14 protein-coding genes are annotated in these 18,311 nt (G+C 39.8%); all 14 read left to right on the plus strand.

From position 1 onward, the window contains the following. Window positions 1-242 precede the first annotated feature (242 nt). The 14 genes from ACERII_RS12575 to ACERII_RS12640 all read left to right on the plus strand — a co-directional run bounded on the left by ACERII_RS12575 (window position 243) and on the right by ACERII_RS12640 (window position 18,192). On the plus strand, window positions 243-1,379 hold the full coding sequence (locus tag ACERII_RS12575) for an ABC transporter ATP-binding protein (protein WP_373642711.1): 1,137 nt from the start codon (window positions 243-245) through the stop codon (window positions 1,377-1,379). 58 nt (window positions 1,380-1,437) lie between these two features. Continuing rightward, entirely contained in the window at window positions 1,438-2,349 is a 912-nt protein-coding gene (locus tag ACERII_RS12580; RefSeq protein ID WP_373642805.1) for a carbohydrate ABC transporter permease, read from the plus strand. Beyond that, window positions 2,346-3,158, plus strand: coding sequence for a carbohydrate ABC transporter permease (locus tag ACERII_RS12585; RefSeq protein WP_373642712.1), 813 nt, complete (start codon window positions 2,346-2,348; stop codon window positions 3,156-3,158). Before ACERII_RS12580 ends, ACERII_RS12585 begins: the two co-directional genes overlap by 4 nt. Window positions 3,159-3,264: 106 nt before the next feature. Next, window positions 3,265-4,671 carry an ABC transporter substrate-binding protein gene (locus tag ACERII_RS12590; protein ID WP_373642713.1) on the plus strand — a complete coding sequence of 469 codons (1,407 nt, stop codon included), beginning with the start codon at window positions 3,265-3,267 and terminating at the stop codon, window positions 4,669-4,671. Between the two features lie 89 nt (window positions 4,672-4,760). Continuing rightward, window positions 4,761-5,453: a Crp/Fnr family transcriptional regulator gene (locus ACERII_RS12595; RefSeq protein WP_373642714.1), complete on the plus strand. Its 693-nt coding sequence runs from the start codon at window positions 4,761-4,763 to the stop codon at window positions 5,451-5,453. 228 nt (window positions 5,454-5,681) lie between these two features. Further along, window positions 5,682-5,888, plus strand: a complete 207-nt coding sequence (locus ACERII_RS12600; protein WP_373642715.1) for an anti-repressor SinI family protein — start codon at window positions 5,682-5,684, stop codon at window positions 5,886-5,888. A gap of 148 nt (window positions 5,889-6,036) precedes the next feature. Next, complete coding sequence (locus ACERII_RS12605) at window positions 6,037-6,597, plus strand: cupin domain-containing protein (protein WP_373642716.1); 561 nt, start codon at window positions 6,037-6,039, stop codon at window positions 6,595-6,597. A gap of 711 nt (window positions 6,598-7,308) precedes the next feature. Then, window positions 7,309-8,511: an IS4 family transposase gene (locus ACERII_RS12610; RefSeq protein WP_373642717.1), complete on the plus strand. Its 1,203-nt coding sequence runs from the start codon at window positions 7,309-7,311 to the stop codon at window positions 8,509-8,511. Between the two features lie 776 nt (window positions 8,512-9,287). Then, complete coding sequence (locus ACERII_RS12615; RefSeq protein WP_373642718.1) at window positions 9,288-10,646, plus strand: dynamin family protein; 1,359 nt, start codon at window positions 9,288-9,290, stop codon at window positions 10,644-10,646. Further along, a complete protein-coding gene (locus tag ACERII_RS12620) occupies window positions 10,643-12,943 on the plus strand; it encodes a dynamin family protein (RefSeq protein ID WP_373642719.1) in 2,301 nt (766 codons plus the stop codon). Before ACERII_RS12615 ends, ACERII_RS12620 begins: the two co-directional genes overlap by 4 nt. A gap of 12 nt (window positions 12,944-12,955) precedes the next feature. Beyond that, window positions 12,956-13,462 carry a hypothetical protein gene (locus ACERII_RS12625; protein ID WP_373642720.1) on the plus strand — a complete coding sequence of 169 codons (507 nt, stop codon included), beginning with the start codon at window positions 12,956-12,958 and terminating at the stop codon, window positions 13,460-13,462. A gap of 4 nt (window positions 13,463-13,466) precedes the next feature. After that, entirely contained in the window at window positions 13,467-16,730 is a 3,264-nt protein-coding gene (locus ACERII_RS12630; protein WP_373642721.1) for an ATP-binding protein, read from the plus strand. Beyond that, a complete protein-coding gene (locus ACERII_RS12635; protein ID WP_373642722.1) occupies window positions 16,727-17,389 on the plus strand; it encodes an HNH endonuclease in 663 nt (220 codons plus the stop codon). The genes ACERII_RS12630 and ACERII_RS12635 overlap by 4 nt, the downstream gene beginning before the upstream one ends. 392 nt (window positions 17,390-17,781) lie before the next feature. Continuing rightward, complete coding sequence (locus ACERII_RS12640; protein ID WP_373642723.1) at window positions 17,782-18,192, plus strand: SMI1/KNR4 family protein; 411 nt, start codon at window positions 17,782-17,784, stop codon at window positions 18,190-18,192. Window positions 18,193-18,311: the final 119 nt, after the last annotated feature.

Here is an 18,311-nt window from a genome sequence, read left to right on the forward strand (position 1 = left end):
AAGTAAGCGAATGGAAATTTACAGTTTCTTTACAAAAAAATAAAAAGGTAGCACCTACTAAAAAAGGAAATGGTAGGTGCTACTTTTTCGTTCAAAAGTAGGTGATACCATCAGTTCATACTCTTCATTTTCTCTTTACAAAAATTTTACCTAGCTTCACGCTTTGTCCATTTGGGATTAATAATTGACTGGTAATGTGTATTTGTAACAGGTTTTGAAGTTTTTTGTAAAGGGGTTTTGAAATGAGTCATATAGAACTTCATCATCTTTGTAAGAGCTATGACCAAAATACGTTTGCTGTGGAGGATGCAACGGTTGCAATCGAAAAGGGAGAGTTCTTTATCCTTGTTGGTCCGTCTGGATGTGGCAAAAGTACTATGCTGCGAATGATCGCTGGTCTTGAAAGCATTAGTGCTGGTGAACTTGTGATAGACAAACAGCTTGCGAACCATCTTCCCCCAAGTAAACGCAATTTGTCCATGGTTTTTCAAAACTATGCATTGTATCCTCACTTAACAGTAGAAGAAAATATCTTGTTTGGCTTAAAGGTACGTAAGGTAAAAAAAGCAGTTCAAAAACAGCGATGCGAGGATGCTGCAAAGTTGCTTGGGTTATCTGATTATCTAAAAAGAAAACCGAGAGAGCTATCTGGTGGTCAGCGACAGCGTGTGGCGTTAGCTCGCGCAGTGGTGAGCGATGCTCCAATATGTTTGATGGATGAGCCTTTATCCAATTTAGACGCAAAGCTTAGAGGGCAAATGAGAACAGAAATCCGCCAACTACAGCGCAAGCTTGGAATCACGATGATTTACGTTACCCATGACCAAGTGGAGGCAATGACGATGGGCGACAGAATCATGGTTTTGCGAGACGGAAAGATTCAGCAAATAGGAACACCGTTAGAGATATATAATCATCCGCAAAATCTGTTCGTTGCTACGTTTATTGGAGCACCACCAATGAATATATCCAAAGCAATGGTGGATCATGAAAATAAGCAGCTCATCTTAAAGGATATGCTTTGTATTCCATTAACGGAAGAACAAATGAAAAATGTGACATCCGATGTTGTCTATATTGGAATTAGGCCAGAGCAAATTGCTCACGGAAAAGGGTCGAGCCGAGATATGACTTTCCCAGTTTCGTTGACGAATGTGGAGGTACTTGGAAATGAAACAGTCCTATCCTTTCCAGTAGGGGAAAATAACTGGAAGGCCAAATGGCTAGGGCAGTGGCCGCTAGACATACATAAGAAAACAGAAATCTCCTTCTCTATGGATCAAATCTATGTTTTTGACGAAAACACGGAAGAAGTTGTTATCTCACCTGTTTGGAAGGAGCACGTGCTAAAGGAGGTTCTTACCGTTGAATCTCGCTGAAGTTGAACGTGTGAATGTAAGGAATGAAGTGGAAGAAGGCGAACGTGTAAAGCAGAAGATCGAGGAATTTCAGGTAGTGAATAAAGAAAGTTTTTGGAAAAGGACGAAGAATGTCCGTATTGCGATGCTGTATTTACTTCCTTCCATCCTTCTTTTTTCTGTGTTTTTGTTTTATCCCATGATAAAAACAGTTTACTTAAGCTTCTTTCTAACGGATTCGAAGGGAAATGCTGCAATTTTTGTTGGACTAGAAAACTATCAATATTTATTAGAGTCTGCGAGATTTCAAAAAAGCATGGTGTCAACGGGTCTTTTCGTGTTATATACCGTACCCACGAGCGTCATTATTGCGTTATTTTTAGCATTACTCGCAAATGAAAAACTACGCGGAATTGGATTTTTTCGTACGATTTTTTCGTCGACAATGGGGATGTCTGTGGCAGCATCAGCGGTAATTTGGCTGTTCCTCTTTCATCCGACGGTAGGTACAATCAACCATTTTCTTGGCCTATTCGGTATCCCGGCCGTGCGTTGGCTGTTGGATCCCACATGGGCGCTCATCTCTATCGCGATTACGACCGTATGGATGAATATCGGATTTTCTTTTTTGATTATTTTAGGTGGTCTGCAGAATATTGATACTACTTTATATGAGAGTGCAGATATCGATGGAGCGGGATATTTCTATCAATTGCGGAGAATTACGATGCCGATGCTATCTCCCACTTTATTTTTCATCATAACAATTACGTTTATCAATTCGTTCCAGTCATTCGGACAGGTGGACATTCTAACAAGAGGTGGTCCTGCGGAATCAACGAACTTAATCGTCTACTCCATTTACCAGGACGCTTTTATCAATTATCAATTTGGAACAGCGAGTGCTCAAGCAATTATCTTATTCATCATTGTTTTTGTGCTAACATTGCTGCAGTTTAAGTTTGGGGAAAGGAAGGTGCATTATCAATGAGAATCATACGGCCAATCATCTTCTACTTTTTGCTTGTCGTATCGGCACTCCTTCTCTTTTTTCCAATCATCTATTCGGTGCTAGTTAGCTTTATGAATGGGGCGGAGGTATTAAGTCGTTCTCTACTCCCATCTTCTCTTTCTTTTGAAAACTATGAAAAAGTTTTTGGAACAGTACCACTGCTTCATTATTTGAAAAATAGTTTCATCGTTTCAAGCACCGTAATGCTTGGTCAGCTAGTCGTCTGTTCTTTATCCGCGTTTGTGTTTGCGTTCATCCCATTTAAAGGGAGAAATGTTATCTTCGTTTTGTTTTTATCAACGTTGATGATCCCTTGGGAAGCGGCGATGATTCCAAACTTTTTAACGATTCAAAGTTTAGGCTGGATGAATTCTTACTTAAGCATGACGGTTCCTTTTTTTGCTCTAGCATTCGGAACATTCTTATTACGTCAGCATTTTAAAACAATTCCTCATGAGCTGTATGAGGCTTCACAGATAGAGGGTTTATCAACGTTTCAGTTTTTTTACAAGGTAGTACTTCCTTATGCAAAAACTAGTTTAGTAACTCTAGGCATCTATGGCTTTTTAACAACATGGAATATGTATCTGTGGCCACTACTAGTCACAACAAATGATGTAAAGCGAACCGTACAAATTGGGTTAAAGCAGCTCCAAACAGTAGAAGTTTCCACCGAGTGGGGTGTTGTGATGGCGGGAGTCGTTATTGTCATCCTACCAACCCTTCTCCTACTATTTATTGGACAAAGACAACTTCAAAAAGGGTTGACGCAAGGAGCGATAAAGTAGATTTTTCCTTGGGGTGCCAGACCCCCGTTGCGGTAAAGTGTTGAATTACAGCTTTGGGGCTTGTATTCAGTATATGATTTTTAAATGAAAAAGGAGAGATTATTGGATGAAAAAGTTTATTTGGTTTTTGATGGCGGTATTTTTAGTAGGAATTATTGCGGCATGTTCTACGGATGAAGCTGGTTCAGCGGAAAAGGAGAATAATAATACTCCAGCTGTAAATGATTCAAATAAAAATGATAAAGAGAATAATAAAGACAATAATAAAGAGCCAGAAGTAAATACAGATGAGGAAAAAGTAACAGTTGAGTTTTGGCATGGAATGGGTGGAGGTCTTGGTGAAGCGTTAGATGCATTAGTGGATAAATATAATGCTTCTCAAGGTGAAGTGGAAATCGTTTCTGAATATCAAGGGTCTTATGAGGAGTTATTAACAAAGTTTCGTAGTGTTGGAGGAACGACTGATTCTCCAGGGTTAGTGCAGGTGTTTGAAGTAGGAACAAAATATATGATTGATTCTGGTTATATCACTCCAGTTCAAGACTGGATCAATAAGGATAATTATGATGTTTCTCAGTTAGAGGGCAATATCTTATCGTACTATACAGTGAACGATGAGTTATACTCTATGCCGTTTAACTCTTCAACGCCAGTTCTTTTATACAATAAGGATGCTTTTGCAGAAGTAGGACTTGATATAGAAAACCCACCACAAACGTTTTCCGAGATCAAAGAAGCTGCAGAAAAGCTAACAACTGATGAGCGTTTCGGTTTCTCCATTTTAGGTCATGGATGGTTCTTTGAGCAGTTGCTATCTACTCAAGGAGCAGATTATGTAAATAACGATAATGGTAGATCGGATGTTGCAACAGAGGCGTTATTTAATGGTGAAGAAGGATTGCGTGCGTTTGAGTGGATCAATGAAATGAACGAGGCGGAGACGTTTGGTTACTTCGGAACGAGCTGGGATGATGTTCGTGCTGCATTCCAAGCAGGACAGGTTGCTATGTACTTAGATTCTTCTGCGGGTACTCGTGGAATTGTTGATAATGCATCGTTTGAAGTTGGCGCTAGTTTTGTACCATACGCAGATGAAGTAGAACGAAATGGTGTAATCATCGGTGGTGGATCAATTTGGATGGCAAACGGAATTTCAGAAGAAGAGCAAGCGGCTGCTTTTGATTTCATGAAATTTTTACAAACACCAGAAGTGCAAGCGGAATGGCATTTAGCCACAGGTTACTTTGCCATCAATCCATCTGCTTACGATGAAGCGATCGTAGCGGAGGTGCACGCAGAGTACCCGCAATTACTAGCGCCAATTGAGCAGCTACAAGCGACGAAAAAAGGAACAGCAACACAAGGAGCACTAATTTCTGTGTTCCCAGAATCTCGCCAATTAGTAGTTACAGCGCTTGAGAATATGCTTCAAGGAATGGATCCGCAAGAAGCACTTGATGCAGCAGCAGAAGGAACTAACAGAGCGATCGATATAGCGAATAGAACGAATTAAAAAAGTAGCACCTACCTTTTTTCAAAAAGGTAGGTGCTACTTTTTTTGTGGTAAGATAAAAGAAATACATTCTCTTTGGAGGACGATAAATGGTGAGGCTGAAGCAGTCGATTGACAAGATGTGGTATCTTTCCAAGGTTGGGTTCTTTGATTTTCTGGAAGAGGAAGAGCTTGAGAAAATCATCCCACTTATTCAGCATCAGGATATAAGAAGAAATATGGTAATACAGACGCCTGATAAAGTGGAGAAAAAATTATATTTTATAAAAGAGGGAGCGCTAAAGATCTATGATATCAATGAGGACGGAAAGGTTTTTACGAAAAGCTTACTAGGTCCTTTTAGTACATACGGTCATTTGAGTACGTTCTCTTTAGGTGTTGAAAATGTATTCGTAGAAACGATCTCTGACGTACATTTGTGTTCTATTTCTGAAGAAGAATTTCAAAGTTTAATAGAAAAATATCCAAAACTAACATGGAAAGCAATGCAGATATTGACGGAAAGATTAAACGAGCGGGAAAAAATGCTTCAGGTCATCGCAACAGGAACAGTAAAGCAGCAGATAAAACATTTGTTAGTCTCTTTGGCTGACACGTATGGGAAGGAAAATTTCTCGTATGTAGAAATTCCCTTTCCATTGTCACACCAGGAGATTGCTAATATGCTGGGAGTTACAAGAGAATCTGTTTCAACAAATATGAACAGGCTTAAATCGGAAGGCTACATTCGTAATACGGCAAAAAGGACAATCGAAGTAAATCAGCTACAAATATCCATGTAAGGAAGCAGTGGGGACGGTTCTCGCTGCTTCCTTTTTGGCATTTCAGTTAGGTGCTCGGCGGAGGCTTCTCTGGTTTTTCGGTAAAAGGAGCCATCCAGATGAACAACCAAAGTTTTCTTATAATTGTTGGAAAAATAATGAGTTTAGTGAACTAGTTAACAGAAAATTATAAAAACATGTTGTAAAATAACTTTCATATGATGGTCAGGTAATTTTAGGAGGGGTTTCATGTTAAAAAAAGGGCATTACAGTCTATTGCAGCATAATAAGTCTAAAAGTGAACTTGATCTAGAGTGGGCTTCTTTAATGGAAGAAGCAAAAGAAATGGGACTCAGTCCGAAAGAGGTAAGAAGTTTTCTAAGAGGTGGATCACAAGATGATTCGCAACGGTTTCCAAAAATACATACGGCTATGAGAAAAACTGCTGGAGCCTAGGTTATAAGAGGAATCTAGGTGTTTTCTTTTTGTAGCAGGTCGTACAGTACTATTTTGTAAGCGAACGATTCAGATAATAACTGATTCCTTTAAGGGGGAAAGGGCTGTAGCGGAAATGTGCAGCTAAAATATTTAAGGAGGAAAAAGAATGCTGGATATTAAACAAAAAGACAATCGATCAATCACTCATACATTTACAGGAGAGAAGATTACTTTTTTGGAAACAAGTAAGGAAACGAACGGAGCTTTTGAGTACATTGAAGTTTTTCTTCCTCCTGGTGGGGAAGGACCAGGCTTACATTATCATATGAACTTTAAAGAAAGTTTTGAAGTAATCGACGGTGAATTAAAGATACTTTATGGAAAAGAAGAAAAGGTCTTGCAAATCGGTGAAACACTACATGTGGCAAAAGGAGAGCATCATACTTTTTTAAATGCCTCAAATGAAAAGGCAGTTACATTTCGAGTGAAAATTACACCAGCAAATCAGTTCGAAGAATCCATGAGGATTTTATACGGACTAATGGAAGATGGAAAAACAGATAACAAAGGTTTACCAAAAGATAAAATCCACGGAGCACTTATTTTAGACATGCAAGATACCCGCCTAGTCAAAATGCCATTCCTCATTAAAATTCTACTGAACCACCTAGTGAAAAAAGGAAAGAAGAAAGGGATCGATAAAGAGCTTTTGCGGAGGTATACCTAGGAAGCAGTGGGGACGGTTCTCGCTGCTTCCTTCTATTGAAGTACCTATTCACCACCGAGAAGTCGTCCAATGGAAAGCAAAGGTATCAAATCGATAAGGGATAATTGGAGATCTTGGAGGCACAGATGTGTTTGCATCTTTGGCTCTTTTTTTGCAAGGTAATGTATACCTTTTTTGGACTTTGAAAGCTGTCTAGCTCCAGGCGCCATCTGCTCCTCATAACTCGTTCGCAAAAGTGCGAAGAAGCTTATTCAGTCAGTAGTTGGCTCGTGTAAAATAACCTCCCAGTTAGAAAAATTAAAAAGCACCTTTTAACTGAAAAAACATTTTTCTTCGCAGATGTGCAAGCGGATTACGCTTTTCGTTCATCCAGAACATTTGCATTTCGGTGGGAGACAGGATGTGGACTTGACGCCGTGCCCACAGGACGTGGGCTACTTTTAGGCGGATTTGGGGCGCCTTGCGCTTTTCATATTTTTATTGAAATTGCTCAAAAAGGGGAAAATTTGTTTTTTGCGCTGTTTGGTTACGGTTTTCGACAAATTGTTAGTATTACCCTCCTAATTGTTAGATTTACCTGCTAAATTGCACTAGTCTTGCAAACAACTTCCAAAATAAGGAATACTAGATATATAACGCTGTACAGGCAAAAAAATCTCCTATTGTATAGATATAGGCATGTTACCCAAATCAATACAAAAGGAGAAAACCATGGGTAATATTATATCAGATAATAGTGTAATAAAGAAGTGTTTAGATGTCTTAAATGTTGTGCAATATCGTTGTCCTTTCCGTGATCATGGATTTAAAAAATTGCTAACAGGACAAGCTGTTACGCTTTTGATAAAAGCACAGCTAGAAAAGAAAGAGTCATTAGAGAGTGTTGCGGAGGAGCTTCAAGCTGATGAAGATCTTCAACAATTTATTGAACTGGACTCCATTCACGCATCCACGATCTATCGCAAATTAGAAAATTTTCCAACAGATTACCTAAAGAAATTGTACCAAGAACTAATCGAGAAAATCGGAGCGAAATACGCGAATAAGCAAGGGGTACCTAATATAGGGATTTTGAATATCATAGATTCATCCGAAATCAGTTTACCTGCACGATCAAAGTTGGCGTATTGTTCCAAAGATAAGAATGGAGTGAAGGTTCACACTCGCTTAGCCATCCTAGATGAAACCATTAGGTTGGCTGATAAGATCGTAACCTCGACTGCTGCTGTTTCTGATCAGGAGGCTACTGAATTTTTGGTACTTAAAAATTTAGCCACGTATGTCTTTGACCGCGGATACATTAATTATAATCTCTATTACGATTGGGATTTGAATGACATCCCATTTGTTGCTCGAGTAAAAGCCAATTCTAAATTAACGATCATTCATGAGCAACCGGTCGAAGAGAATACTCTTATAGTAAGAGATGCTAAAGTTGAAGTCCGAGTACCAAAAACGGACAAAGTTTTTCACCTGCGATTGGTTGAATATCAAGATGACCAAAAGCGAAAGTACCGTGTAGTATCCAATCGGTGGGATTTAAAAGCAAGTGATATAGCTGAGATTTATCGCCTCCGTTGGGAAATTGAATCTTTTTTCAAATGGATCAAACAACACTTAAAGGTGGTAAAGTGGTTTAATACTAAGCCAGATGCAGTATGGAATCAAATCTATATCATTATGATTGCCTATGCGTTATGCGCATGGGTCAAGATTCTGACAGGCACCTCCAAAACATTATGGCAAGTGTTAAAGAAGTTACGTCTTCACTGGTTCAAATCATGGCAAACATTCTTAGATGCATTAGATCCTAAGCCAAAACGAACTTCGAAAGGGCGAAGGAAAAAAGGGAAACCAGGGCGACCCCGGAAGTACCCTAAAAAATATCAAGCTCAGAAGATCATAAATCCATAAAATTTCTAAAAAAATGGTAACTTGTCTATTCTCTTATAAGACATTGTTACTTTTTTCAATTTTAGAACAAAAGTAAACTGGAAAAATTTTCAATGTGTTTATTCCATAAAAAGAAAGTTACAAATAAAGGGAAATTAATTTGTAAACCATGATATTAGGGAACTATACATCTACCAGTTGTAAAATAATGGAACACTTTTGCAAGGCTAGTGATATAACTAGGGGTTTTATCTCCGCAAATTAGCACGAAAACTAGGTCAGAACCCCCTACAAAGTTTACACACATATACAAAAAGCAAATCAACACCAACATTTTAGAGCAATCTACCTTTATTGAATTTTCCTACGTCCTACCACGCGAATAATGTTGAGTGGTGTTACCCACTTCACTTAGTCATGTAGGTGCTGTCACCACTCAAGTACTACAACATTTCCATTAATGACGGGAGGGCTCTTTTTGCTGTCTGCCATCATCCATGCGGACCTCCGACTTACCACTTGTACAACCGTAGGGAACTCGCCCGGATCGACCTACCACCAATCGTGCGGTCTACTCCAGAAACCACCCCGAATTTTGTCGAAAAAGAAGCAGTGAGAACCGTCCCCTCTGCTTCCCTCTGCTTCGTAACTAGGTCTTTCATTTAGAAGTTACAGGTATACCACTTTTGAACTATGTTAGGGTATCGAAATATAGTAAGATAGTATGACTAGTTGGTTATAGTCACTAGATTGATAGCTCAAAAATGGAATGAAATAAGTGACATCAGAGGTGAGAGATGAAAGTGGATATTGGTCTTATGTGTACATCTCATTTTCTAGAGAAACATCCTGTTTTGCAGGAGTCTACAGAATATAAGATAAAGTATGTAAACGTGTTGGAGTATTTTGCGAATAAGTATGGTGAGGATAGTGGGGTCGCTCAGCAGATTGTTAACAATTATAAATCCAAGTTTTTGGCGGATGATCTTTCCTTATACAACTATGATAATAAGGCATTGAAGCAGGCGGCGAAGGGCGTTATTGGCGCGAGGTTTAAAGGATATAAATTATTTACATATAGATATGCGCTCGTTTGTGATTGCTTGTTCATCAATGCAAGTGATAGGGCTAAGGCGCAAATAGCACAGGAAATAGTGGCAGAAATTAAATCCATCTACCGAGAACGATACCATAAAAAACTAGATAAGCTTTTTGGCGTTCTATATGACAACGAACAGTTGCCAAAAGGACAGCAGCTCCTTCAGTACCAAGTGGAAGGTTGGCACAAGAATGCTGATTTTAAGAAACGACCAATACAACGAATTCTCATTACCGCAAATATGAGTGCAGGAAAGTCCACACTTATCAATGCACTCGTGGGGAAAACAGTGAGTCGTACGATGAACGATGCATGTACCTCGAAATTACATTATATATACAACAAGCCTTTCGAGGATAACCTCATATACAAGTTTGACAATGAGTTGACGTTGGATGCGGACGAACGCACCATCATACAGAATGATCATAACAACAAATCAAATGCCATTCATCTCTCCACCTACTTTCGGTTGGAAAACAAAGATCATGGTCGATTCTGTATTATCGATACGCCAGGAGTAAACTCATCCCTTCATTCGGATCATATGAAAGTGACGCATAAGAAAATTGGAACCGGTCACTATGATTATATAATCTATGTGGTTAATGGAGAAAACGTTGGAACGGAAGATGATAATAAATACTTACGCTATATTGGTAAAAATCTTGCTTCAGAAAACATCATCTTTGTTTTCAACAAGCTAGATCGATATAAGACAAAGGATGATTCCATTGAAGATAGTATAAATAAGCTTAGAAATGACATTCAAGAAAAACTCGGGATAGCGAATCCTATCATTTGTCCGGTATCCTCTTATGCTGGATTTTTAGCAAAAAAACAGCAATATGGGTTGGAATTAAATGAAGATGAGGTTGATGAATTTTCCCTCATGCAAAGGAAATTCAAGAAAGAAGAGTATGATTTATCCAAGTTTTATCCGAAGCATATTGTTGAGAAAGTAAAAAGCGAAGAGGATTCTCACGTTCATGAGATACTCAAGAAATGCGGAATCTCTTGCTTGGAATATTTATTACAGGAGTTGGACCATTCATGAGAGAAGTATTTATCAAATATAACCCGTACAAAGTAGAAACAGATATTACGATTAGTGGGAATGCTATCAAGGCCAACAGCGCATTGCAAGTAGATGATAGAAGATTGCAAGAGTGGGTTGAAGATTTGCCGAAAATTTTAGTAGACGAGTGTAATACGAAGCGCTTTAAAATCACGTTTCATGGAACTGTATTAGATTTCGAGGACTTACATGCGGTAGCAAAGGGCGCGGAAGAAGAAGGAATCTTTATTACGTGCGAGCACATCCAAGCGAAGGAAGTAAAAGACAAGGAGAAATCCATCGAAAAGATTTTTCGTGACATCCAAAAAGGACCGTTTGAAGAATTGAAGCAAAAGGACTTGGAAAATGCATTCAAATTAGCATCAACTAGCGACTTTGAAGTAAATGTGATTGCTACGATGAGTGCGGGGAAATCAACGTTAATTAACGCCTTATTACGTCAAAAGCTCATGCCTGCAATGCAAGAGGCTTGTACGGCTACCATTACGAAGATAAGAGATAAAGAGAGTGATAACTTTACGGCAAAGGTGTACAACCTGGATGGAGAGTTAGTAGATGTAAAACCGAATGTTACGTACGAAATGATGCAACAAATCAATAGTACCCCAACCGTTTCGAATATTGATGTGGAAGGAAATATTCCGTTTGTATCTTCCGATGATGTTTCCTTAGTTTTAGTAGATACGCCTGGACCGAATAATTCGAGAGATTTGCAGCATAAAACAGCAACATACCGAATGCTATCGGAGTCGTCCAAAAATGTAGTGCTCTATTTATTAAATGCGACGCAACTAGCTGTAAACGATGATAATGATTTGTTAAATCATGTAGCAGATAGCATGCGTGTTGGTGGAAAACAATCAAAAGATCGCTTTATTTTTGTCGTAAATAAATTAGATGATTATAAGAGAGGCGAGGACAGCGTAGAGGGTTCCATTAACAAGGTAAGGAAATACTTAGAAGATAAGGGGATTATGGATCCTAATATTTTTCCAGCAGCGGCACTTCCTGCGTTAAATATTCGAACACTGTTAAAAGATGTCGATCCAAGTAAGCTTCAAATAGATGAAATTGAAGATGATGATGTTTATGATGCAATTGGTAAGATGAAAAAGTTGAATCGTAATAACGAATTGCACTTTGAGAAATATGCTCCACTGCCAAACAGCGCTCGTGTGAAAGTAGAAAATCAATTGACAGAAGCACAAGAAGCAAAAGATTCCAAAACCGAAGCACTCATTCATTCTGGAGTGATTTCCATCGAAGCTGCGATTTCCATGTATGTAGAAAAGTATGCAAAAACAACGAAGATTAAGAACATCGTCGATACGTTTTCCAAGAAGCTAGAAAGTGCGAAGTCTTTTGAGAAAACAAAGCAAGAACTCGTAACAAATAAAGACAAGCAGCAAGGAATTCTTCGTCAAATTGAAAGCATTCAAGAGAATGTAAACAATGTGGAGGAAGCAAAGAAGTTTCAAAATGAGATTGATAATATCAACTTTAACGATCAAGTAGAGCTCATTAATTTCGAGGTAATAGAAGCGGCACAAGGGAAAATTAAGACAAAAATTGATGCTGTTCGTGGATTAGAGCTTCCAATTGAAGAGGTTCGTGAAACTTCGGAATCGTTTGATCGTTTTACAAGACAGTTAGAGGCTGAAGTACAGTTCAAATTAGAGCAGATGATTTCCAACCATGTTCAACAAACAGCGGAAGCATTAGTAGATACGTATCGTAAAAAGACATTACAATTGTCGAAGGAATTAAGCTCCGATAGCTTGCAGATCAACCCATTGGAGCTCCTAGATGGAGACATCGCCAGTTCCACATCCTCAGCCAAGTTAATCGAGTCATTAAGTAAGACGAAGCAAGTAGATACGGGAGAAACGACAAAAGAGAAGAATCCCGAGCGAGAAGGGTTTTTAGGCTTCTTTAAAGTTTGGAAATCTTGGAACGTCGAGAAACCAGTTTATAAGCAAGTGAACTATGTCAGAGGAGATGAATTTGCAAGTCAATACTTCTCTTCCTTACAGGTTCACCTGTTAAATTTACGAGATGATACTGTCGCATATGCAATGTCCACGTCAGAGGATATTAAAGATTTCTTTATGGAAAAGTTCAACGAATTAGACGTTGTGTTAAATGGAAAGCTTGCAGAGCTAGAAGCGTGTGCAACAGACAATTCTCAATTAGAAGATATTATCAAAGAAAACGAAGCTCGCATCCAATGGCTCGAAGAAATTCAGAATAGAGTGACAAAAATACTAGAAATTTAAGGGGATACTCGAATGACTATGAACGCTACATTTATCGCTGCAGTGGATGAACAAAACAAACGAAAAGTCCAGGTAATGCTAAAGGATAGCATGATGATCGACCCGACGCTTACTTCCTTCAAGCGGATGCTTGCACATGCGGAGAAGAACATTGTTAATTTATATGATGCCCACAATGGAGAACAATTCACTGAAAGTACATGGACCGAAGAGTATTTTAATAGCCAGATGGCAAAACTGCTACTCAATTTTTCCAAAGAAAGAATTGAATTATTGAAGAAGATTAGTAAGCAGATTTATCAACGTGAAATCGTTGCTATCGAGGAAAAGCGAACACAATCAGAGGATACTATCTATATTTCTAAGCAAAAAATTGGCGTTGGCTTAGTTGTTGCTGGAGGGGCGACGATCGTTGCTTCGACCGTTGGGATTGTTGCCGCAAAACCTATCCTTGTTGCCGCAGGTGTTGCTGCTGTAGTTGCTGGCGGAGCATGCATCGTCGCAGACAAGAGGGGGTAACTTCATGAACGAAATCCAACTTCAGAAGGAGCAGCCCGTTGTTTCACCACCAAAGTATGAAAGCCTCCAAGTGGGGTTTCAAGATGCATTACAAGTGGTAGACGACATCGTGCTGAAAAACTACATTTCAAAGCTTACTGATTTAGAGATACTTCCCTTTGAAGACGATAATCTTCAAGCAAACATTGCAGACAACGTAAGATTCTTTAAAATCACGGAAATGGTGTACGAAAAGGACGAATATTCTACTTATAAGTTCGCCAGTGTGTTTAACTCCCTTTCCACAACGGAAAGTGCTGTATTTATTATTATTGATAGCAATGGTCAGAAGACAGACTTTTATATGGGAATCCGTTCTCTCGATTCAGAGAGAACGACCAATTCCTTGAAAGATACCCTGAAAAATGCGATGGCGGGTCAGTTTCCTGGTATTAAAACGCAGGAATACTTGGAAGAAGAGATGTTCGAGGTTTTACAAAAAATAAAAGGCAATAGTGTTTCAGCGGTTTCTTGTGTAGCAAATAGTAAAGACGGAGAAAACAGAGAAAATACGTCCTTTGTACAAGGCTTAGAAAAACTAGCTTTGTCTATGCAAGGAGAGCAGTATACTGGGATTATTGTTGCGAATAGGTCGACACAGGGGCAATTAGTTGATACGAGGAAAAGCTATGAACAAATTTATACGCAGCTATCTCCATTCGCCAATTCCCAAATCAATTTTTCCAATAACAGCTCGGTGAATCTTTCCCATTCCTTTACGCAAGGACAAACGAAAGGAACGTCGTATACTAAAAATGATTCGTCCACAAGTAGCTCAAGTTATTCGTCGAGTGAGTCGAAAACCGAGTCCACATCGAAGGAAGCGATGGGGAGCAAGGCAACAAAGGGCCTTGCTTCCGCTGTTGGGATTGTCGGGGCTGGTCTGGCACCTTTCACTGGTGGCGCGAGTTTAGCTGTCGGTGGAGTTATTGGAGGAAGTTTAGGGATTTTAGGAACGGCGTTGCAAAAAACGGAAACTGAGGGTACAACATCGAGTACGTCAACGAGCGAAAGCAGTTCCCAAACGACGGGAGAAAGCTTTGGTGAAAATGAAAGCACGAATGAAGGTACAACAGATACGAGGGGCACTACGACGGGAACATCGGAGAGTATTACGCTAACGATGCAGGATAAGACGATTTTGAACACGCTCGATCGCATCGACACGCAATTAGATAGATTGAAAGATTTTGAGAGCTTAGGTATGTGGGAGTGTGCTGCATACTTCCTGTCCGACAATTCTTATGGAGCGGAAATTGCAGCTTCCACTTACAAAGCCCTTATGCGTGGGGAAAACTCAGGAGTGGAAGTTTCCGCTATCAATTCCTGGGGAAAAGGGAATGGCGCCACAACTAGTATGGTGAAAAAATATGTTACCAACTTTGTTCATCCTGTTTTCTCTTATCAAAGTCCTGCGGGAAGTATTCCTGTGACACCGTGTACGTTAGTAAGTGGCAATGAGCTAGCTATTCATATGGGATTGCCGAGAAGGTCCGTGAGCGGTTTCCCAGTGGTGGAGCATGCGGATTTCGGAAAAGAAGTGGTAAGCTATAACGGCTCAAAGGCAACGCACACGATTAATCTAGGCAATGTATTTAACATGGGAAGTGATAGTCCGAATCGTGTGGAGTTGAACCGAAACAGTTTATCGATGCATACATTCATCACAGGATCTACTGGTTCGGGAAAAAGTAATACGGTCTATGAAATTCTTGATCAGTTGGATACAGTTGGAATCAAGTTTTTAATTATTGAGCCTGCAAAAGGTGAATACAAAAATATGTTTGGCAAAAGAAAAAATGTGACTGTTCTTGGAACGAATCCAATGTACACGCAGCTACTGAAAATCAATCCGTTTACGTTTCCGCCTGGGGTACATATTTTAGAGCATATTGATCGACTCATCGAGATTTTTAACGTATGTTGGCCGATGTATGCGGCGATGCCAGCTGTATTGAAGGATGCTGTTTTACAAGCGTACGAAGGCAGCGGCTGGGATTTAGTAGCATCAAAGAATACGTATTCCGATGATATTTTTCCAACGTTTAGCGACTTACAAACACAGCTTATTGATGTTATTAATAATTCGGCCTATTCTCAGGAGCTCAAGAGTAATTATATCGGATCCTTGGCTACTCGAATTAAGTCGTTAACGAATGGATTGAACGGTCAAATTTTTTCAGCGGACGAAACAGATAACAATCTCTTATTCGATGAAAATGTCATTGTTGACTTAAGTCGTGTTGGATCGTTAGAAACGAAGTCTCTCATTATGGGGATTCTCGTGATGAGGTTAAATGAGCACCGAATGGCTTACACAGAAGGGATGAATCAGCCTCTTCGCCATGTTACCGTTTTAGAGGAAGCCCATAATATTTTGAAGCGAACGTCACCTGATAGTGGTGGGGCGGAGGGCGGAAATGTTACTGGAAAATCAGTAGAAATGTTGTCTAATGCGATCGCGGAAATGAGAACGTATGGAGAAGGCTTTCTTATTGCGGATCAGTCTCCTAGCGCGGTTGATATTTCAGCTATCCGAAATACGAATACAAAAATTATTATGAGATTACCTGATGAAGGTGATCGACGTCTTGCTGGTAAGTCAGCGGCATTGAAGGACGAGCAATTAGATGAAATTGCGAAGTTGCCTAGAGGGGTAGCGGTAGTTTACCAAAATGATTGGCTGGAGCCTGTTTTGTGCAAGATTAGTAAATTTGACGGAACAGAAGCTCCCTATGAATATAATGCTGCGAATGTGTTGAAACAGGTAGATAATAAGGTTTTCGTAAGTGAATTGATGAAGCTTCTATTGAAGGGGCGAGTGGTGGAGACGGAAGTAAACCTTGAGTTACTTGAGCAGTTACTAGGGCGAGCAGAAGTCTCTTCGAAAAACAAAATAGGGATCCATTTTTTATTGAAGGAATATGAGGTTGCGAAAAAACTAGCTGTGTGGGAATTTGAACATTTCGATAAGCTTTCTGAGTTAGTGACAGAATTACTAGATTGTAAAATTGCGGTGGATAATCTTGCACAGCGTGTACAAAACTATCAACGTTTTACAGAGGAACTGAAGATGTTGGTTCAGGAGCGAACTCATGATTTGTCGGGTGAGATGATCTTAAACATTTGTCATTGTTTATTGAAGGAGTACTCAAAGGATAGTACGGATCGCCTCGAAATATATTCTCAATGGAAATACGAGTTGGAGACGGGGAGGGCATTGACATGAATGCTTTTATGAAATTCGCAGAAATACAGTGGCAAGATTCTCCCTTAACGCAGCTAGCTAAGGAGAATCCGTTTAAGTCGATGGATCAAAAGGAATTGGATAAACCGCTATCGATGAAGGATACGACAGAGAAAAAGGAAACACGTCCTCTCACTCCAGAGGAAGAAAAGGATATTCAGGCCAAAACAGGCTGGACCGATGAGCAGATGAAAAAGTGTACCATCGATGAAGATGGTGTGATTCACTTTAAAACCAACAATGAGCACATGGAAGGGCAACAGCATGAGCCGTCTGGTGTGATGTATGTTAGGAAGACGATTGAGCTGAACGGAGTGAAGGTGGAGGTCGTTGTTCCTGACTTTGATAGTGCTTTCGATGCGCAGCTTCCTGATGATATATTAAAGGATTCAAATGTAAGGCAATTTAAAGAGTGCAATGAGCAATTGAAGGACGCAGTGGAAAAGGATCCGGAACTCGCGAGTAAATTCACGAAGGATCAGTTAGAGGATATTATGGATGGCCGAACACCAGAAGGTTACACTTGGCACCATGATGCAGAGTCCGGAAAAATGCAGTTAGTAGAAACGAAGCAGCATAATGCTCCTGAAGGCGGCGCACCACACACGGGTGGTAGAGCGCTTTGGGGGGGAGGGTATTAGGGGGAAGGTGCCTCCGCTCGAATTATGTAGAAGTTTGTGGACCAAGTTAGCGCATTTGATAGTTTGACTAGAATGCACTAGCGTATTATTAGGGTAGACTCATGCAAGTGAAAAATTGCACCAAGGCGGATGAAAATACTTTGTGAGTTGGGATTAGAACTATGCACTTCCTATGGAATGAGTGAATGCCAGCGAGACTCCGGTGGGAGGCAGAGCAGGGGCGAGATACCGAAGAGTGCTCGCTTTCCTAGGGTAGCTCAGCAGCTCCCCTAGGAGAGCGAACAGGCTGAAGTGAATGAAATACAAACCAACAAAGTGGTTAAAACTAGATAGTTATCACTGTTAATAACGAGTATTTTCAGGATATACCTGATAAAAGGAGGAAAGACGAAATGGACAAACTACAATGGAAACGAGAAAAAACGTTAACAGAGCCGAATAGCATTAAATTGTTTGAACAAGAAAAAGGATTTTCCGTTCCAACCGAACTGAAAGAATTGGTTAAGAAGCACAATGGCGGACGGCCAAGCCCAAACGAAATTAATACAGTAGACGGAACGGAATTAGAAGTGAAAGGTTTGTTATCCTTCAACAAGGAAGACGTTGAAAACATATATGATGTTGTTGACTATTTCAAAGGGAATTTCAATAACACACTTCTGCCATTCGCAACAGAATCAGGTGGAAACTTTTACTGCATTAACCTAACTAACAACTCTATCATTTTTTGGGAACACGAAACAAACGAACAAATTCCAGTGGCTAGAAACTTGAAAGACTTTTTAAGTAGGTTGGCGAAGTGAGGTTAGCGCGTCACGAAATATGTCGAAAAGGAAGCAGTGAGAACCGTCCTCACCGCTTCCCAATTTTCTGTAAGTTGGTCTCGATACAATCGTAGTTTAAGAGTATAATAAAGAAAAAG

It is taken from the genome of Evansella sp. AB-rgal1 (assembly GCF_041820985.1).
Classification (GTDB): domain Bacteria; phylum Bacillota; class Bacilli; order Bacillales; family Salisediminibacteriaceae; genus Evansella.